The sequence below is a fragment of the Streptomyces lanatus genome (assembly GCF_014655715.1).
In the GTDB taxonomy this organism is placed as follows: domain Bacteria; phylum Actinomycetota; class Actinomycetes; order Streptomycetales; family Streptomycetaceae; genus Streptomyces; species Streptomyces lanatus.
The window spans coordinates 290,269-308,613 of the sequence record NZ_BNBM01000009.1 but is presented as its reverse complement, the minus strand read 5'-3'; the positions used below and the strand labels follow the sequence as shown (position 1 = coordinate 308,613).

13 protein-coding genes are annotated in these 18,345 nt (G+C 71.3%); 7 read left to right on the top strand and 6 right to left on the bottom strand.

All coding sequences use genetic code 11. The features are described 5' to 3' along the window. Position 1: 1 nt before the first annotated feature. Positions 2 to 934, bottom strand: coding sequence for an NAD(P)/FAD-dependent oxidoreductase (locus tag IE325_RS24770; RefSeq protein WP_190072226.1), 933 nt, complete (start codon positions 932 to 934; stop codon positions 2 to 4). 77 nt (positions 935 to 1,011) lie between these two features. On the opposite strand from IE325_RS24770, the gene IE325_RS24765 reads away from it, so the two are divergent. The 6 genes from IE325_RS24765 (at position 1,012) to IE325_RS24740 (ending at position 6,268) form a co-directional block, all read left to right on the top strand. Beyond that, the gene (locus IE325_RS24765; RefSeq protein WP_190072225.1) at positions 1,012 to 1,587 is read left to right on the top strand and encodes a helix-turn-helix domain-containing protein; all 576 of its coding nucleotides are present in this window, start codon (positions 1,012 to 1,014) and stop codon (positions 1,585 to 1,587) included. Between the two features lie 89 nt (positions 1,588 to 1,676). Then, entirely contained in the window at positions 1,677 to 2,654 is a 978-nt protein-coding gene (locus IE325_RS24760) for an NADPH:quinone oxidoreductase family protein (RefSeq protein ID WP_190072224.1), read from the top strand. Beyond that, positions 2,651 to 3,835: an acyl-CoA dehydrogenase family protein gene (locus tag IE325_RS24755; protein WP_190072223.1), complete on the top strand. Its 1,185-nt coding sequence runs from the start codon at positions 2,651 to 2,653 to the stop codon at positions 3,833 to 3,835. Before IE325_RS24760 ends, IE325_RS24755 begins: the two co-directional genes overlap by 4 nt. Continuing rightward, positions 3,832 to 4,905, top strand: coding sequence for an acyl-CoA dehydrogenase family protein (locus tag IE325_RS24750; protein WP_190072222.1), 1,074 nt, complete (start codon positions 3,832 to 3,834; stop codon positions 4,903 to 4,905). Before IE325_RS24755 ends, IE325_RS24750 begins: the two co-directional genes overlap by 4 nt. Positions 4,906 to 5,091: 186 nt before the next feature. After that, positions 5,092 to 5,955 (top strand): phosphatidylinositol-specific phospholipase C/glycerophosphodiester phosphodiesterase family protein, encoded by an 864-nt coding sequence (locus IE325_RS24745; RefSeq protein ID WP_190072221.1) that lies wholly within the window; start codon positions 5,092 to 5,094, stop codon positions 5,953 to 5,955. Between the two features lie 118 nt (positions 5,956 to 6,073). Then, on the top strand, positions 6,074 to 6,268 hold the full coding sequence (locus IE325_RS24740) for a hypothetical protein (protein WP_190072220.1): 195 nt from the start codon (positions 6,074 to 6,076) through the stop codon (positions 6,266 to 6,268). A 3-nt stretch (positions 6,269 to 6,271) separates the two neighbouring features. Here IE325_RS24740 and IE325_RS24735 read toward each other — a convergent pair whose 3' ends face one another. Both IE325_RS24735 and IE325_RS24730 read right to left on the bottom strand, forming a co-directional pair. Continuing rightward, positions 6,272 to 7,507 carry a phosphodiester glycosidase family protein gene (locus IE325_RS24735; RefSeq protein WP_190072219.1) on the bottom strand — a complete coding sequence of 412 codons (1,236 nt, stop codon included), beginning with the start codon at positions 7,505 to 7,507 and terminating at the stop codon, positions 6,272 to 6,274. Between the two features lie 80 nt (positions 7,508 to 7,587). Beyond that, entirely contained in the window at positions 7,588 to 7,947 is a 360-nt protein-coding gene (locus IE325_RS24730; protein ID WP_190072218.1) for a DUF779 domain-containing protein, read from the bottom strand. A gap of 88 nt (positions 7,948 to 8,035) precedes the next feature. On the opposite strand from IE325_RS24730, the gene IE325_RS24725 reads away from it, so the two are divergent. Further along, positions 8,036 to 11,176 carry an ATP-binding protein gene (locus IE325_RS24725; protein WP_190072217.1) on the top strand — a complete coding sequence of 1,047 codons (3,141 nt, stop codon included), beginning with the start codon at positions 8,036 to 8,038 and terminating at the stop codon, positions 11,174 to 11,176. Positions 11,177 to 11,202: 26 nt separating this feature from the next. Here the strand turns inward: IE325_RS24725 and IE325_RS24720 are convergent, their stop codons facing one another. From IE325_RS24720 to IE325_RS24710, 3 genes are all read right to left on the bottom strand, one after another. Then, complete coding sequence (locus IE325_RS24720; protein WP_190072216.1) at positions 11,203 to 12,432, bottom strand: cytochrome P450; 1,230 nt, start codon at positions 12,430 to 12,432, stop codon at positions 11,203 to 11,205. Between the two features lie 141 nt (positions 12,433 to 12,573). Continuing rightward, entirely contained in the window at positions 12,574 to 17,526 is a 4,953-nt protein-coding gene (locus IE325_RS24715; RefSeq protein ID WP_190072215.1) for a family 43 glycosylhydrolase, read from the bottom strand. A gap of 175 nt (positions 17,527 to 17,701) precedes the next feature. Beyond that, positions 17,702 to 18,334: a DedA family protein gene (locus IE325_RS24710; RefSeq protein ID WP_190072214.1), complete on the bottom strand. Its 633-nt coding sequence runs from the start codon at positions 18,332 to 18,334 to the stop codon at positions 17,702 to 17,704. Positions 18,335 to 18,345 lie beyond the last annotated feature (11 nt).

Genomic DNA, 18,345 nt, shown 5'->3' with positions numbered 1-18,345 from the left:
TCTACAGCGTTTTATCCAGGTCGGCGAAGAGCAGCTCCCCGTTGATGAAGGCCCCCGCCCGGTAACCCCCCGCCGCCGCGTTGATGACCTGCTCCGAGAAGCCCATCGCGTTGCCCACCGCCCAGACACCCGGTACCGAGGTCAGCCCGGTCGGGTCGACCTTCGGGTACGCGCCGAAAGGGGTCTCCTGCATCTCGGCGCCCAGCTTCTCCAGCAAGCCGGTCTGCGGCACCGCCCGAGGCGCGACGAAGACCACCTCGCGCGCGTGCACCGTCCCGTCCGCCAGACGCACCCCCGTCAACCGGTCCTCCTCGATCACCAGCCCGGCCACCGCACCCGGCACCACCTTCACCCCGGCCGCCGCGAGCCTGCGCAGGTCGTCGTCCGTCAGGTCGGACTCGGGGACCTCGTGCAGGAAGAAGGTCACGTCCTTCGACCACTGGGACACCATGAGCGCCTGGTGGACGCTCATAGGAGTCGTCGCCAGCACGCCGAACGCCTGGTCGCGCACCTCCCAGCCATGGCAGTACGGGCAGTGCAGCACGTCCTTGCCGAAGCGCTCGGCGACGCCGGGGACCTCGGGCAGCTCGTCCTTGAGGCCGGTGGCGATGATGACGCGGCGGGCATGGACGTGGCGGCCACTGGCCAGGGCGACCGCGAAGTCGACGCCGGGCCTGATGTCCACCGCACGGTCCCGGACCAGCTCGACCCCGTACCGCGCGATCTCCTCCCGGCCGATGGCCAGGAACTCGGCCGGGGGCATGCCGTCCCGGGAGAGATAGCCCTGCATATGGGCGGCGGGCGCGTTGCGTGGCTCGCCGGCGTCGACTACCAGGGTGCGGCGCCGGGCGCGGCCCAGGACGAGGGCCGCGGACAGGCCGGCCGCGCCGCCGCCGATGACGATCACTTCATAGGGATCGGTTGTACCGGTCATGGTGACCACCTCCACCACGACCGTGCCTCCGCCGATACGGGATTGACAAATGCGTTTGCCGAACCTGCAATATCCGTATGAGTACCGACGACGTTCTCGCGGGCGTGGGCCCGAGGCTGCGGCAGATGCGCAAGGAGCGTGAGGTGACCCTCGCCTCGCTGTCCGAGGCGACCGGGATCTCGGTGAGCACGCTGTCCCGGCTGGAGTCCGGCCTGCGCAAGCCCAGCCTGGAACTGCTGCTGCCGATCGCGCAGGCCCACCAGGTGCCGCTGGACGAACTGGTCGGCAACCCCGTCGTCGGCGATCCGCGGGTCCGCGCCACGAAGCCGATCGAGCAGTACGGCCGCAAGCACTGGCCGCTCACCCGCCAGCCCGGCGGCCTCCAGGCCTTCAAGGTGCTCGAACCGCAGCGCAACCTCGAACCGGAACCACGCACGCACGAGGGCTACGAGTGGCTGTACGTCCTGTCGGGCAGGCTGCGTCTGGTGCTGGGTGAGCATGATGTGGTGCTGGCGGCGGGGGAGGCCGCCGAGTTCGACACACGGGTGCCGCACTGGTTCGGATCGACGGGGGAGGGGCCGGTGGAGTTCCTCAGTCTGTTAGGGCCGCAGGGGGAGCGGATGCATGTGAGGGCGCGCCCGAAGCGGTCGTGACCCATCTGACTGTTCCCTGAACGGCAAGCGACCGCTTAGTATGCGAACCGACCCCGGTCAGACGAAGCAGTCCCCCGTGGAGGCACCGCATGCAGGCATGGCAAGTGCACGAGAACGGCGAGCCGAGCGAGGTGATGCGCCTCGACGACGTCGAGACGCCCACGCCCGGTGACGGCCAGGTCCTGCTGAAGGTGCGCGCAGCCAACATCAACTTCCCGGACGCGCTGCTGTGCCGGGGGCAGTACCAGGTCCGGCCGCCGCTGCCGTTCACGCCCGGCGTGGAGATCTGCGGCGAGACCGAGGACGGGCGCCGCGTCCTCGCCAACCCGGCGCTGCCGTACGGCGGCTTCGCCGAGTACGCCGTCGCGGACGCCGCCGCCCTCCTGCCCGCGCCCGAGTCGCTGGACGACGCCGAGGCCGCCGCCCTGCACATCGGCTATCAGACCGGCTGGTTCGGCCTGCACCGCCGGGCCGGGCTGGAGGCCGGGGAGACGCTGCTGGTCCACGCTGCCGCTGGAGGGGTCGGCAGCGCGGCCGTGCAGCTCGGCAAGGCGGCCGGGGCGCGGGTCATCGGCGTCGTGGGCGGGGCCGAGAAGGCGGCCGTGGCGCGGGAGCTGGGCTGTGACGTCGTCATCGACCGGCGTGCCGAGGACGTCATCGGTGCCGTGAAGGAGGCGACCGGTGGGCGGGGCGCCGACGTCATCTATGACCCGGTCGGCGGTGAGGCCTACGCCCAGTCCGCCAAGGTCGTCGCCTTCGAGGGGCGGATCGTCGTGGTCGGCTTCGCCAGTGGGTCGATCCCCAGCCCGGCGCTCAACCACGCCCTGGTGAAGAACTACTCGATCCTGGGTCTGCATTGGGGCCTCTACAACACCAAGAACCCCAAGCTGATCCAGCACTGCCACGAGCAGCTCACCGAGCTGGCCGCCCGGGGCGCGATCAAGCCGCTGGTGAGTGAGCGGGTGCCACTGGGCGGGGCCGCGGCCGCCGTGCAGCGGGTCGCCGACGGTGTCACCACGGGGCGCGTCGCCGTGGTGCCTTCGCTGGAGAACGGAGCCGCCGCATGACGATCGACGCAGCCGAACTTCGGCGCCGTACAGGGGAGTTGCTGGACGCCTGTCCTCCGGACACCACCGACCGGCTGGACTTCCTGCGCGCCCGCTTCGACGCCGGCCTCGCGTGGGTGCACTATCCCGAGGGCCTCGGTGGACTCGGTGCACCCCGTTCCCTCCAGGTCGTCGTGGACGCCGAGTTGGAGGCCGCCGGCGCCCCCGACAACGAGCCGCGGCGCATCGGCATCGGGCTCGGCATGGCCGCGCCGACCATCCTCAAGTACGGCACCGAGGAGCAGAAGCAGCGCTATCTGCGGCCCCTGTGGACCGGCGAAGAGGTCTGGTGCCAGCTGTTCAGCGAGCCCGGCGCCGGATCCGACCTGGCCGCGCTCGGCACCCGGGCCGTACGTGAGGGCGACGACTGGGTCGTCAACGGGCAGAAGGTGTGGACCTCCAGCGCCCACATCGCCCGCTGGGCCATCCTCATCGCGCGCACCGACCCGGATGTGCCCAAGCACGCGGGCATCACGTACTTCCTCTGCGACATGACCGATCCCGGTGTCGAGGTCCGGCCGCTGCGCCAGATCACCGGCGAGGCCGAGTTCAACGAGGTGTTCCTCACCGACGTCCGCATCCCGGACTCCCGGCGCCTCGGCGCGATCGGCGACGGCTGGAAGGTCGCGCAGACCACGCTGAACAACGAGCGCGTCGCCATCGGCGGCATGCGGCTGCCCCGCGAGGGCGGCATGATCGGGCCGGTCGCCAAGACCTGGCGCGAGCGGCCCGAGCTGCGTACCCATGACCTCCACCAGCGGCTGCTGAAGCTGTGGGTCGACTCCGAGGTCTCCCGTCTCACCGCCGAGCGGCTGCGGCAGCAGCTTGTCGCGGGCCAGCCCGGCCCCGAGGGCGCCGGTATGAAGCTCGCCTTCGCCCGCCTCAACCAGGAGATCAGCGGCCTGGAGGTCGAACTGCGCGGCGAGGAAGGACTGTTGTACGACGACTGGACCATGCGCCGGCCCGAGCTGGTGGACTTCGTCGGCCGTGACGCCGGCTACCGCTATCTCCGCTCCAAGGGCAACAGCATCGAGGGCGGGACCAGCGAGGTCCTGCTGAACATCGTCGCCGAGCGCGTCCTGGGCCTGCCGTCCGAGCCGCGCACCGACAAGGACGTCGCCTGGAAGGACCTCGCCCGATGACCGACCTGCTGTACTCGGAGGAGGAAGAGGCGCTGCGGGCCGCCGTACGCGATCTGCTCACCGATCACTGCGACGCGCCCGGCGTCATCGCCCGTGCCGAGTCGGACACCCCGCACGCCCTGGAGGCGTGGAAGGCCCTCGCCGACGGGATGGGCCTGGCCGGGCTCCTGGTTCCGGAGGACAAGGGCGGCCAAGGTGCCACGCACCGTGAAGTCGCCGTCGTACTGGAGGAGTTGGGGCGCGCCGTCGCTCCCGTGCCGTATCTGGCGAGCGCCGTCGTCGCCACCGAGGCGCTGCTGTCCTGCGATGCGGACGACCTGCTCGCCGACCTGGCGTCCGGGCGGCGTATCGGCGCCCTCGCCGTCGCGCTGAACGTCGCCGCGGGCGGCGCCTACAAGGTCGTACGGCATGAAGGCGGGGCCCTGCACGGGGAGTTGACCGGCATCGCGGATGCGGTCATCGCCGATGTGCTGCTGGTGCCCGCGGACGACGGTGGGCTGTACGCGGTGGACGCCGACGCCGTGACCGTCACCCCGCAGGCGTCCCTGGATCTGACCCGGCCCCTCGCCACGGTCACCCTGGACGGGGCGCCCGGTCGGCTCCTTGGCGATGCCGAGCCCGCCGTGCGGCGTGCCCTGCGGGCCGGGGCCGGGCTGCTGGCGTCCGAGCAACTCGGCCTCGCGGAATGGACGTTGACCGAGACGGTCCGCTATCTGAAGGACCGCAAGCAGTTCAACCGGCCCGTCGGCGGATTCCAGGCCCTCAAGCACCGGCTCGCCCAGCTGTGGCTGGAGGTCGTCAACCTGCGTGCCGCCGCCCGGAACGCGGCCGACGCGCTGGCCACCGGCGAGGACGCCGACGTGGCGGTCGCCGTGGCCCAGGCCTACGCGGCGCCCGTCGCCGTGCACGCCGCCGAGGAGGCCCTGCAACTGCACGGCGGGATCGGGATGACCTGGGAGCACCCGGTGCATCTGTATCTGAAGCGGGCCAAGGCCGACTCGATCGCCTACGGCAGCGCGGGCGCCCACCGCGAGGCGCTGGCCGAATCCATCGACCTCCAGGCTCCCTGACGTACACCTGAGCGAACCCTGCGAAAAGCCCGCCCCACCTGGGGCGGGCTTTTTCGTGCGCGCCGATCGGAGGAAATGAACAGGGCGCGGCGGTCCGGCCAACTCCCTGCGCGGGCACTGATGTTCGGGCCCTTCGGAAACGCATACTCGCAGCGTTCCGATCCGGCCCTCTCAGGGAGGCAGAGCATGGCCCTCACCACCCGTCGCAGAGCCCTCACCACCCTCGGCGCCGCCCTCGCGGGCACCGTCGCCCTGCCCGCCACCGCCGCGCTCGCGGGCGGACAGCGGCATGGCCCGCGCCCCTTGTGGCGGGCGCACGCGCACAACGACTACGAGCACCCGCGCCCCCTCTTCGACGCCCTCGACCACCGCTTCGGCAGCGTCGAGGCCGACATCTACCTCGTCGGCGACCAGCTCCTGATCGGCCACGACCCCGAGGACCTCGACCCCAGCCGCACCCTGGAGTCCCTCTACCTCGACCCGCTGGCCGCCCGCGTCAAGGCCAACCACGGCTCTGTGTACCGGCGTCAGCGCGGGTCGCTCCAGCTGCTCATCGACATCAAGACCGAGGGCTCCTCGACGTACCTCGAACTCGACCGGCATCTGGCGCGCTACAAGCACCTGTTCACGACCTACGCCCACGGACGGGTGTTCCGGGGCCCGGTCACCGCGGTGATCTCCGGTGACCGCGCCGCCCGTACGCCGATGGAGGCCCAGACCGTCCGCCGTGCCTTCTACGACGGCCGCATGTCCGACCTCGGCACCTCGGCGCCGGCCTCCTTCGTGCCGCTGATCAGCGACAACTGGACGCTGAACTTCACCTGGCTCGGCGTGGGCGCCTTCCCGGACGCCGAGCGCGAGAAGCTGCACGGCATCGTCCGGGCGGCGCACTCGCGTGGGCAGAAGGTGCGGTTCTGGGCGACGCCGGATGTGGCGGGCCCGGCGCGCGACGCCCTGTGGGGCGAGCTGCTCGCCGCCGACGTCGACTACCTCAACACCGATGATCTGGCCGGTCTGGAGGCGTTCCTCGACGCCCACCGGACGGCCTAGCCCGCGCCTCCGGGGACACCACTCGTTCGGAGTACAGGTCAGCCGCCCGGACGAACCCTCCGCTACGCCACACTTGCGGCCGAAGGCCGCGAAGTGGACGTGGCGGAGGAGGTTGACGATGGCCATTTCCATCTCTGTGGTGCTGCTGCTGTTCGTGCTGGCGGTGATCTTCGTCCGCAACGGCGGACTGAAGATCACCCATGCGCTGGTGTGTCTGCTGCTCGGCTTCTATCTGGCCAGCACCAGCATGGCGCCCACCATCAACAGCGGCCTGACGGCCACGGCGGACATCGTGAGCAGCCTCAGGCCTTGACGATCAGGACGTCGAGAACACCCCGATGCCATTGGGTACGGGGCGTTCCCTGCCGTCGGACGGGTGGTTGCGCACGGACACCGTCGCCGCTCCCGGCTCGCGCGCGACCAGCGTCGACGAGCCGCCGCCGTCCAGGCTGAAGGCGTCGGCCGAGCCCAGGTCCCGCATGACGGAGGCCACTTCGGCGATGGTCAGACCCGAGCGGTACTCGGGCGCGCCGTCCAGCGCTAGCAGCACCAGCCGCCGGCCGCGGTCCGCGATGCCGACCGCGGTGCGCACGGCCGAGGCCCGGTCGTCCAGGCCCGGCAGCGGCTGCCCGTCGTCGAGCACCGGGTAGCCGCCGAGCGCGAAGCGGTACGGGATCAGGGACGACGACGCCACCAGCCGGTGCCGCACCGCCACCGGCTCGCCCTTGAAGAACTTCCGCAGCCGCTGCGCGCCCGCCTCCCGGCCCACCAGGACGGTGCTGCCCGGGGCGATCGTGCCGCTGCCTGGACTGTCGGCGGTCGACACGACGCGGCCGTGACGGACCGTCACCTCGTAGGTGTCGGTGCTGCACGGCGCCGCCCGGTCCGTGTCCGTGCCGCACGTCGCGCGCACCCGGGAGACGGCGCCCCACTTGCTGGTGAACGCGCCGATGGAGTTCACCGGCAGCGCGTACTGGTTGAGGCCGCCCAACGGCAGCCGTCCCTCGGGCGTACGGACCGAGCCGTTGAGGCTCAGCGCGTCGATCCGGGCCCGGTGGTCGACGCCCACGCCGAACACGTCCTCGGTGCTCGTGCCGGGCGGCAGCGCGGGCCCGAAGCGCTGGCCGTTCGGCACCGCCGCCTTCAGCGCCCGGCCGCGTACGATCGCCGGGCCCACGCTCGCGCCGGTCGCCTCCACGCCGGGGTGCTGGGTCTCGCTGATGTTGAAGAAGTCGCCGTTCACGCCCGCCACGGCACCCTGCGCGATGGCCTGCTGCGAGACGGTGGCCCGGGCCGCCACCGCTCCCGGGTACAGCAGATCCAGACGGACACGCGGATCACGCAGATCGACGGAGAGCACATGCGCGTGCGCCGTGCCCTTCGCCGCCGGGATGTCGAACTCGTCGTAGGTGACACCCGGCGCGAGAGGAGTGTCCCCCTGCGCGGCGCCGGCCGGTGCCGCCCCCACCAGGGCCGCACCGGCCAGCGCGCCGAGTGCCGTGCACAGCGTGAGTGCCGTTCTCGCTGTCGCGAACCGTTTCTGACGAAGCATCACGATTTCCCCCCTGAGGTCTCGTCAAATGTCGCAGGACTCAGGGGAAGTGCACCAGACGGCGATGACCCGCCGGGTTTCTAGGCGCCGACTACGCGAGAACGGGTGAGGAAACGCACCCCCTCGGGTGCCTCCAGGGAGAAGCCGCTGCCCCGGCCCTCGACCACGTCGACGATCAGCCGGGTGTGGCTCCACACCTCGTACTGACTGCGCGACATCCAGAACGTCACCGGCTCCGCCACCCCCTCCACCTGCAACTCGGCGAGCAGCACATCCGCGTCACCGGTACGGAACTCGCCCTCCGGGTAGCACATCGGGGCGCTGCCGTCGCAGCAGCCGCCGGACTGGTGGAACATCAGCGGGCCGTGTGTGGCGCGCAGGCGGCGCAGCAGGTCGGCGGCGGCGGGGGTGAGTTCGACACGCGGAGTCTCCTCATACATGGGAGCAAGGGCAGCACGCCCAACGTTGCGAGAGGGTTGCACCCCTGGGCGCCCCGTGGTGACCACCCGTTCTGACTAACCTGCTCGGGTGACCATCGAGTTGACGCTGCTGACGTCCGTCTCCCACCGGGGCGGGGAGATCACCGCACCCCGGCTGCGCGGCCTGCTCGCGCTGCTGGCGGGAGAGGCGCGGGTGGGCTGCGGCACGGGGCGACTGGTGGCCGGGCTCTGGCCCGAGGAGCAGCCGGAGAACCCGACCAAGGCCCTGCAGATCCTCGTCTCGCGGGCCCGGTCCCTGCTGGGCGGCGACGTCATCGCCAGCACCCCGACCGGCTACCGCATCGCCCTGCGCGAGGACCAGGTCGACGCCTGGGCCGTCCAACTGCACGCCGCCGCGGCCACCGAGAAGGCGCGGGCCGGCGACCATCACGGCGCGGTCGCCGAGGCCGAGGCCGGACTCGCCCTGTGGGACGGCGACCCGGCGCGAGAGAGCCTCGCCGACGACCCCTTGGTGGCACTGCACCTCGAACTCGCCGCCGTACACCGGGCGTTGACACGGCTGCGGGCACTCTCGCTGGCCCGCTCCGGGCGCCGGGAGGAGGCGGTGGGGCCGCTCGGTGAACTGGTCGGCGGGGCGGCCCTCGACGAGGAGCCGCTGCTGGAACTGATGCGCTGCCAGGCGGCCACCGCCGGGGCGGCCGTCGCGCTGGCCACGTACGACAGCCACCGGCGGCGGCTGCGCGACGAGCTCGGCACCGACCCGGGGCCCGCCCTCCAGGAGCTGCACCAGGAACTGCTGCGCGGCCAGGCGCCCGTCGTGCGGCGCGGGGTGCCGCACGAACCGAACCCGCTGCTCGGCCGGGACGCCGACATCGCCGCCGTGACCCGGCTGATCCACAGCTCCCGGGTCACCTCCGTGGTCGGGCCCGGCGGCCTCGGCAAGACCCGGCTGGCCGGTGCCGTCGCGTGGGAGGCCGAGCACCGGGTCGTACAGCTGGTGCCCCTCGCCGGGGTCGGCCGGGACGCCGACGTCGTGGGCGAGGTCGCCTCGGCGCTCGGCGCCGGGGAGAGCCCGGTCGGCCGGGCGGGCGACGCCGGGCCGCTCGCCGGGATCATCGGTGCCCTCGGCCCAGGTCCCGCGCTGCTCGTCCTGGACAACTGCGAGCAGGTCGTCTCCGGCGTCGCCGACCTGGTCCAGGCCCTTGTGTCGATGACCAGGAACGTCAGCGTCCTCACCACCAGCCGCGCCCCTCTGGGGCTGTCCTCCGAGGCCGTCCACCCACTGCCCGAGCTGGACCCGGCCACCACGGTCGAGCTGTTCGAGCATCGCGCCCGCGCCGCCCGCCCCGACGTCGAGCTGCCCCCGGAAGCCGTGGCCGACCTGTGCCGCCGCCTCGACGGGCTGCCGCTCGCCACCGAGCTGGCCGCCGCCCGCGTGAGGGTGATGTCGGTCGCCGAGATCACCCGCCGCCTCGAGGACCGGTTCGCCCTGCTGCGCGGCGGACCGCGGGACGCGCCGCGGCGGCACCGCACCCTGCACGCCGTCGTCGACTGGAGCTGGAACCTGCTCGAACCGCCCGCCCGGGCGGCCCTGCGCGCCCTGGCGGTCTTCCCCGGCGGCTTCACCGCTCAGGCGGCGGAAAGCCTCGTCGACGATGAGGCCGTCCTGGAGGACCTCGTCGACCAGTCCCTGCTCAAGGTCACCGACACCGCGCACGGCGCACGCTTCCGGATGCTGGAGACCGTACGGGAGTTCGCCGCGGCGGAGCGTGCGCGGGCCGGGGAGGAGGGCGCCGTGGAGGACCGGTTCCTCGGGTGGGCGCGGGAGTTCGGGGCGACGTACCACGACGCGCCGTTCGGGCCCGACCCGGTCGCGTCCTGGCGGCTGATCCGTGCCGAGCAGGACAACCTGGTCCTGGCACTGCGGCTCGCGCTCGCCCGGGACGACGCCGACACGGTCGCCGCCGTCGCCGCCGCACTGTGCGCCCTGTGGACCACCGAGGCCAACTATGCCCGGCTGATGGTCCTGGCCGACGACACCGCCCCGCTGCTCGCCCGCCACCGGCCCGCCCCCGCGTACATCGAGCCCACCCGCACGGCCCTCGCCATGATGACCGCGACCCTCTTCCTCGCCCTCGGATCCGGTGCCGTGCGCCCGCTGGCCGGTCTGCGCCGACTGCCGGCCGCGCCGCCCGACACCCTGGTGCGGGCCGCGTCGACGGTGCTGTGCGCGCTTCCCGAGGTGCTCGCCTCCGGTGACCGCAAGGCGCTGGAGGCGCTCTGCGACAGTGAAGCGCCGCTGGTCGCGGGCTTCGCCAACTGTGTGGCGAGCTATGTGTGGGAGAGCGAGCACGATCCAGACCGGGCTCTCGAAGCCGCCCGCCGGATGCTCGACGCCTTTGCGGACCGGGACATTCCGCTGCTGCGGTACTGGCCGCAGTCCCGGATCGGCGAGCTGTGTCTGCGCATGGAGCGCGGCGCGGAGGCGATCGCCCCCATGGAGAGCGCGATGACGGAGCTGGCGCGCTTCGGCGAGGGACAGGACCCGGTCGGCCTCAGCTGGGGGCTGATGCTCGCCCACCTCCAGACCGGCGACCTCGACGCGGCCGAGCACTGGCTGGAACACGCCCTGCGCCACCAGCCCGAGGGGGTGACTCCGGACGCGTACGCCCCCGACCTGGGCGCCCGTGCCGAGATCGCGCTCGCCCGGGGCGACACCGAGACCGGCCTCGGGCTGTGGCGCCGGGCCGTCGCACGGATGGAGCGCGCGGCGGGGCCCGCGTTCGGCGGCGAACTCCTGCTGGAGGGCTGGCGGCTGGAGCTCCAGGCCGTCGCCGTGACGGCCCACGCCCGGCACGGCCGCACCGACCTCGTGGCACCCCTCGCCGCAGCGCTCCCCGAGCGTCTGACGACCCTGCTGAACCGGCCCCCGACCGCCGCGCACCCCACGACGGCCGACCTCCCCGTCCAGGGCGCCCTGCTGCTCGCGCTCGGCACCGCCGACCTCGCGAACGGGGAGCACGCGCGCGGCGTACGGCTGCTCGCGCTGGCCGAACGCTTCCGGTATCTGCGCAACTTCCAGCCGACGACGTCCTCCGCCCGCACCCGCGAGGACGCGGAGCACGCCGACCGGGCGGCGTACGCGGACGCGGTGTCCGAGTACGCCGCCCTGGACGCGGACGGGCTGCGCGAGCGTGCACTCGGGCTGCTGGGGGAGCGGATCGGCTGAGCGCATTGGTGGGCTCAGCAGGTTCGTCAGAGCCGCACCGGCAGGCCCAGCAGGTGGAAGCCGTCGCCGGGCCAGTGGCCGAATCGGACGTCGTCCCGGCCGACGGCGAGCTCCGGTGCGACTGGCCGCCTGGTCACCAGCTCCTCCAGTACGACGCCCGTCACCACCCGGCCCAGCGCCGCGCCGGTGCAGTAGTGCGGGCCGTGCCCGAAGGCGAGATGGCCGTCGCCGCGCCCGAACTCCCTGGTGATGTCGAGCCGTTCCGGACTCTCGAACGCGGCCGGGTCGTGGTTGGCGCCGAACAGCGCGACCGTCACGGCCTCGCCCTTCTTCAGCGGCGTCCCGGCGAACTCGAAGTCCTCCGTGGCGTACAGGGTGGCGCCGATACGCACCAGCGTGACGTACCGCAGGAGTTCGGGGACCGCCCGGGACAGCAGCTCCGGCTCGGCGCCCAGCAGTCGCAGCTGCTCGGGGTGGTCCAGCAGGGCGAGCATGCCGTGGGCGAGGAACAGGGCGGGCGGGGTGATGCCGGTGTTGATGAGCAGGAAGAAGACGGTGACGATCTCGTCGTCGGTCATCCCGCCGTCCGCCAGCAGCGCCGACACCAGGTCGTCGGCGGGCTCGGCGCGACGCCGGACGACGAGGTCCTTGGTGTACTCCACGATGCCGGCCAGCCCCTCGGCGATCCCGCTGCCGTCGCCGTACGCGAAGTCCCTGATCCAGCCGCAGACCCGGTCCTGGTCGGCGGCGTCCACACCGACCAACTCGCAGATCACGGCCGTGCACAGCGGATAGGCGAACTCGCCCAGCAGATCGGCCTGTTCACGCCCGGCGAGGTCGGCGATCAGCTCACGGGCGGTCTTCTCCACGAAGGGACGCAGCGCGGACACACGGCGGGCGGTGAAGGTGCGGGTGAGCGGGTTGCGGCGGCGGGTGTGCTCGTCGCCGTCGAACAGCGCCAGGTGCCCCGACAGATACCGCAGGTACTCCTCCGGGAACCCTTCCGCGCCCTGGGCCAGCAACTCGGCCTGTGGGTCCGGCATGTCGGAGCCACCGGGGACGGCGGAGCGGTCCCGGATCAGTCGGGGCTCGGTGAGCGCGGCGCGGGCGTCCTCGTAACGGGTGACGAGCCGGGCGGGGCTGTTCAGGCCCGGCAGGACGGCCTGGCCGAGACCGGGGCGGGAGCGCAGGTCGGCGTATCCGCCTACCGGGTCCTCGACGAGTTCGGGGGTGAGGTGGAGGGGGGTGGCGTTCATGGCCTGTGCCTCTCTGGGGCCGGGGTCGGTGTCACCCAGAGAGTGCGGGCGGGCGCCTTCGGCGCGGTTTCAGGACGGTTTCAGTCGGCAAGGCCCTGAGTCAGGCCGAGGTCTCGGCACTGGCCCAGGGCACATAAGCGCTTATCGCCGGGCGTTGCCGACCTTGACCACGCCTACGGTCCTCGCTCCGGTGACGTTGTCGTAGACGACGTCACCGGTGGACTTCTTCCAGATGTGGATACGGAAGGTGTCCGGGCCGTCGGTGACGCTGATCCGGAAGCCGTAGCCGCTGTTGCCGTTGACGGTGCCGGAACCCTGGTAGACGCCCTGCTTCCCGGTGACCACGAGCCAGTCGGAGCCGGTGGAGCGGAACTTCAGCCTGGCCGGGCCGAAGTCGAACGTCGCCTTTCCGACCAGGGCCTGCTTGGCGTAGGAGGCGGCGAAGGAGAAGGCCGCCTTGCCGGTCAGCGCAGGCCTGGCGGGGTATGCGCCGGCCGCCGACGTGATCACGCCCGCGCCCAGTGCCGGTCCGGCCGCGCGGTCGTAGACGATCAGCTCGGGGAGTGTGGTGCTGTCCGAGCCGCCGTCGTTGTCGGTGACCGTGATCACCGGGTGGTGGATGCCGGCCTTGGTGTAGGTGTGCTCGGCCCGGCAGGTGGTGCCGTCGAGCGTGCCTGCCGTCGGCTCCGTGCCGTCCTTCCAGTCGACGCGGCAGGTGTGCGTGTCCCCGACGTCTGCGTCACGGAACTCGGCCGTGAGCGTGGTGTCGCGGCCCACCGGCACGGGGGAGGTCGGGCCGGTGGCGGAGACGAGAGCCGGCTTTCTGTTGACGATCGGGTCGATGCCCGTCAGCGTCGGGACGACCTTCTTGATCAGGCCGTCGGCGTCGAACTCCAGCTTGTCGACGGTCGTTTCACGGTGGGTGCCGTCACCGCCGGGGATCGCGAACCGGTGGTAGGCGATGTACCACTCGTCGGTCTTCGGGACATGGACGACCGAGTGGTGGCCGGGTCCCTTGATGCCGAGCGAGAGGTCCTTCTCCAGGATCACGCCGTGCTTGGTCCAGGGGCCGGTGGGGGAGGGGCTGGTGGCGTAGGCGACGCGGTAGTTCTCGTCGCGGGTGTCGTTCTCCGACCACATGAAGTAGTAGGTGCCCTTGCGCTTGATGACGAAGGTGCCCTCGTTGTAGCCGCTCGGGGTGATGTCCTTGACCTTCGAGGTGTCGATGGACGTCATGTCGGCGTTCAGGGGCGCGACGTACGCGTGCCCGTTGCCCCAGTAGAGGTACGACTGTCCGTCGTCGTCCGTGAAGACCGCCGGGTCGATCATCTGGCCGCTGAACTGGCCCGCCTTGAGCAGCGGTTGGCCCAGCGCGTCCTTGAACGGGCCGGTCGGCGAGTCGGACACCGCGACGCCGATGTTCGCGTCGGCGCAGAAGTAGAAGTAGTACTTCCCGTCCTTCTCGGCGATCGTCGGCGCCCACGCCCTGCTGTCCGCCCAGGACACGTCCGGACCGAGGTCGAGGATGACGCCGTGGTCCTTCCAGTGGACCAGGTCGGTGGAGGAGTACGCCTTGAACTGCGTGCCGCTCCAGCCCTCGAAGCCGTCGGTGGTGGGGTAGAGGTAGTAGGTGTTGCCGAAGCGGACGATGTTCGGGTCGGCGTTGAGGCCGGGCAGTACCGGGCTCTTCATGACGACCGCCGAGACCGTCCAGGTGCGCTTCTTGCCGTCGGAGCCGGTCACCTCGTATGTCACCGGCTTGCTGAAGTCCTGCACGCTCCCGGAGGCGGGGCTGATCGCCGCGCCGTGCGCGAGGGTGAACTCCGGGGCGAGGGCGGTGAGATCGGTGCCCTCCTTCATCGGGAGCGTGATCCTGCCGCTCGCGTTGTCGATGAGCGCGTCGACCTTCAGCGCGGGGTGCGTCGCCTTCGCGATGCCCGCCGTGTTGCCGCTGAGCTCCATGACCTCGGCGGCGGTGAGGGCACGGTCGTAGATACGGAAGTCGTCCACCTCGCCGCCGAAGTACGGGTCGGCCGCGTACAGGGACCTGCCGATGTAGCCGGAGTAGTCCTTGTCGGCGTCGTACAGGTCGGACGGCTTGATGGTCGTCGTCGTGCGGGCCGCCTCGATGCCGTCCACGTACAGGACCATCGCGCCGGTCGTGCCGTCGAGGGTGACGGTGACGTGCTGCCACTCACCCGGCGTGAGCCGCGAGCCCGCCGTCAGCTTCGACTCCGCCGACCAACTCGCCTTCGTGATCGCCGAGTAGAGGCTGGAGCCGCCGTTGGAGGGGGTCGCGAAAAGGTACTTGTCGCTGTCGGGGCCGAGCCCGAACAGCCACTGGAAGTTGCTGCCGCCCTGCCACTTCGCGTACGTCGAGACGGTCACGCTGTCGGCGTTCCTCAGCACGTCGTTCGGGATCTTCACATACGGCGAGTCGGAGGCGCCGGACATCTTGAACGAGCCGCCATCGACGCCGGTGCCGAAGGCGGGCGTACGGGCATAGGTGCCGTGGTAGCCATGGCCGCTGGAGTCACGGGCGATGTTGCCGTCCGTCTCGTCGAAGCCGTACTGGAGGAGGAGGTCGGCGGGGACATCGGCGCCCTCCTCCGACACGGTGACCTCGGCGCGGACCGGGATCGCGGTGCCGTCGGGCAGGCTGCCGGTCACGGTGAAGGTGCCGGGCTGGGCGTACTTCGACGCCGGGACGTCCTCCCAGGTGACGGAGACGGGGCGCTTGACGCCGTCGGCGTAGGTGGCGACGACGGTGGCCGGCAGGACGGGGGCCTGTCCGATGCCGGTCTTCACCTCGATGTCCTCGACGCTCCGCACCAGCTGATCCGGCTGGTAGGCGCGCAGCAGACGGTCGTACTCGGCCTGGGTGACCGGGAGGACCGTGCCGTGGCGGGGCTTGGCCGGGAGGTCGTAGGCGGTGGACGGGGTCCAGGTGCCGGAGGCGAGGTCGGTCGTCTCGAAGGGGATGTAGCCGCGCCCGCCGAACTCGTCCAGGAACGCGTACCACTTGTCCTCGGTGTTCGACTTGAACACCAGCGGCCCCTCGGCCGCACTCATCGCGCCCTTGCCGATGCCCTCGGCGACGGCCGTCCATGAACCGAGCAGCGAGTCGCTCTTCTCCTCGAAGATGAACTTGCTGTTGGGCGTGGAGGAGCTGTTGTTCCGCTCGTCCTTGGAGAGACGGAAGTACGTCCCGTCGTGCTGGATCATCGTCGAGTCGATGACGGAGTAGCCGCGGTCGATCCAGACCTTGGGCTCGCTGAAGGTGTAGAAGTCGCGGGTCGTCGCGTACATCATGCGGTTGTACGTGTCGCCGGAGTGCGCCTCGTTGTCGTACAGCTTCGACGCCCAGAAGACCACGTACTCACCGCGCTTGGCGTCGTAGAACGCCTCCGGCGCCCAGGTGTTGCCCGCGCTGTCGGGGGAGACCTTCACCAGGCGCTGGTTCGTCCAGTGGACGAGGTCGGTGGACTCCCAGACCATGATGGACTTGCTGCCGGTGCGCTGCGAGCGGTCCCAGTCGCCGTTGCCGTAGATCCTGAGGTCGGTGGCGATCTGGTAGAACTTGTCGCCCTCCGGGGAGCGGATGATGAACGGGTCGCGCAGGCCCTTCTCGCCGAGCGTGGAGGTCAGGACGGGCTTGCCGTCGTTCAACTCCCGCCACTTCAAAGGGTCGTTGCCCTTGCTGAGCGCGGCGTAGAGCTGCTCGCCGTCCGCGGTGCCCTCGCCGGTGAAGTAGCTGAACATATAGCCCTTGAGGGCTTCCTGCTTGGGCAGTTCGGGGACCTTGGCGGTGAAGGTGCGGGTCGTCCTCGCCTCGCCCTTGGTGACGGTGGCGGTCAGGTCGACGGTGGTGGCTCCATGCTCCGGGCGGTGGACCACGCCGTCGGCGGCGATGACGTCCGGGTTCGCGGAGGACCAGGTGACGTCCGTGCCGTAGGCGCCGGTCGCGGGGAGGGTGAGGTTGCCGCGTACGTCGTCCAGGTTGTGGACGGTCAGCTCCTCGGCGGCCTGCTTCGTGGCCGTCGCGTCGTCGAAGGCGGGGAGGACGGTGACGTCGAAGGTCCTGGTGTCGGTCACCGGGCCCTTCTTCAGGGTCGCCGTGAGGGTGGCGTGCGCGTCGGGCTGGCCTGCGGCCGGGCGGGTCACCTTGCCGGAGTCGGCGACGGCGGCCGTGTTGTCGCTGGCCCAGCTGATCGTGGAGCCGCCCTTGTCGCCGGTCTTCGGCAGGTCCAGGTCGGCCGTGACCGCGCTGGTGTCGCCGAGGCTCAGCGCGGCCTTGTCGTCGGCGACGCCCTGCGTGGCCGTGGGGAGGGCGAGTTGCTCGACCTCGGAGCCGGCGAGGGCGCGGTCGTAGACCCGGAAGTCACGGATGCGGCCCTTGAAGAGCTTGTCGCCGGAGTAGACCGACTTGCCGATGGCGTTGGCGGTGGTGGTGCCGGAGCCGATGGCGCCGGGGGTGGTCGTGACGGCCGTGTTGCGGCCTACCTCGACGCCGTCCTCGTACAGCACGCCCGTGGTGCCGGACTGGGTGTAGGTGAGGTGCTTCCAGACGGCGCGGGTGAGGTTGTGGGAGTCGGCGGGCTTCGTGGTCTGCTCGGTCGACCAGTTGCCGGTCGCGATCGAGGTGCGCAGGGAGTTGCCGGTGGTGAAGAGATAGCCGTTGCCGTTGCCGCCGCTGGAGTTGCCGAAGCCGTAGATGAAGTACGGGGTGGACTGGGCGGAGTCGACCATCACGTCCAGGGAGACGGAGATCGCGTCCATGCCCTTCAGTACGTCGTTCGGCACCTTGATGTAGGTGTCGGAGCCGTTGAAGGCGAGTCCCTGACCGGTGCCCGACCAGTCGGCGGTGCCGTTCACGGTCGCGTCCCGGCCGTGGCCCGAGGCGTCGGTGACGGTGCTGCCGGAGGTGGCGTCGAGCTTGTACCAGAGGGCCAGGCCGTCGGTGATGGCTGTGCTGTCGGCGGCTTGGGCGGGGGCGGGTGCGGCGAGGCCCAGCAACAGCGACGCGGCGGTGAGCCCGGCGAGTTGGCCCGCCAGGCGTCTCGCGCGGGCACGGACGCGTGCGATGTACGGCATGTCGAGTTCCCTGCTGAGGCATGGCGGGGGCTCGGCCGTGGGCACCCTGCACGTTTCGGCTGTGTGACGTCGTGTGGCGAGAGTCTCGATCGGGGTGTGGCACACCGTCAAGAGTTTTCGAACGATGTCCGACAGGTCGAACGTGAACTTCGTGGGGTCGACACCGTGGCGGGCGTCAGCGGTTGCGCCGCTCCCGGCGTGCCTCGGTCACCACGGGGATCAAGGGCAGCAGGGAGACCACCACGACGAGGGCGACCAGCGGCAGCAGGAAGTCGTCGACGTCGGGGACGGTGGCGCCCAGCGCGTAACCGGCCATGACCAGGCTCTGCGTCCACAGCAGGCCGCCGACGATCTGCCAGAGCGTGAAGGTGCGCGTGGGCACGCCGAGTGCGCCGGCCGCCGGGTGCAGGACGGTGCGCACCATCGGGATGAAACGGCCGATGACCAGGGCTTTGCCGTAGCCGTAGCGGGCCAGGAGTTTCTCCGCGCGTGCCGCCGTGTCCCGTACCCGCCGTTTCGAGGTACGGGCCAGCAGGGCGCGGCCGCCGTGCCGGCCGAGCAGGAAGCCGACCTGGGCCCCGGCCAGGGCGCCGACGGCCGCGCACAGCAGGACCTGCCACAGCACGAGCCGGGCCGCCTGGTCGGCGGTGGCCGCGCAGAGCACGCCGGCCGGGAAGAGGAGGGTGTCGCCGGGCAGGAAGAAGCCGACGACCAGCAGGCCCGACTCCGCGAAGATCACCACGAGGACCCCGAGGGCGCCGAAGGTCGCCAGCACCGCGTCGCTGTCCATCGGGTTGACGGCGAACACGCCCTCACCTC

Bases quoted from the DNA above. Each gene is read 5' to 3' on its own strand.
- IE325_RS24770 (WP_190072226.1), bottom strand. From the start codon at position 934: ATGACCGGTACAACCGATCCCTATGAAGTGATCGTCATCGGCGGCGGC.
- IE325_RS24765 (WP_190072225.1), top strand. From the start codon at position 1,012: ATGAGTACCGACGACGTTCTCGCGGGCGTGGGCCCGAGGCTGCGGCAG.
- IE325_RS24760 (WP_190072224.1), top strand. From the start codon at position 1,677: ATGCAGGCATGGCAAGTGCACGAGAACGGCGAGCCGAGCGAGGTGATG.
- IE325_RS24755 (WP_190072223.1), top strand. From the start codon at position 2,651: ATGACGATCGACGCAGCCGAACTTCGGCGCCGTACAGGGGAGTTGCTG.
- IE325_RS24750 (WP_190072222.1), top strand. From the start codon at position 3,832: ATGACCGACCTGCTGTACTCGGAGGAGGAAGAGGCGCTGCGGGCCGCC.
- IE325_RS24745 (WP_190072221.1), top strand. From the start codon at position 5,092: ATGGCCCTCACCACCCGTCGCAGAGCCCTCACCACCCTCGGCGCCGCC.
- IE325_RS24740 (WP_190072220.1), top strand. From the start codon at position 6,074: ATGGCCATTTCCATCTCTGTGGTGCTGCTGCTGTTCGTGCTGGCGGTG.
- IE325_RS24735 (WP_190072219.1), bottom strand. From the start codon at position 7,507: ATGCTTCGTCAGAAACGGTTCGCGACAGCGAGAACGGCACTCACGCTG.
- IE325_RS24730 (WP_190072218.1), bottom strand. From the start codon at position 7,947: ATGTATGAGGAGACTCCGCGTGTCGAACTCACCCCCGCCGCCGCCGAC.
- IE325_RS24720 (WP_190072216.1), bottom strand. From the start codon at position 12,432: ATGAACGCCACCCCCCTCCACCTCACCCCCGAACTCGTCGAGGACCCG.
- IE325_RS24715 (WP_190072215.1), bottom strand. From the start codon at position 17,526: ATGCCGTACATCGCACGCGTCCGTGCCCGCGCGAGACGCCTGGCGGGC.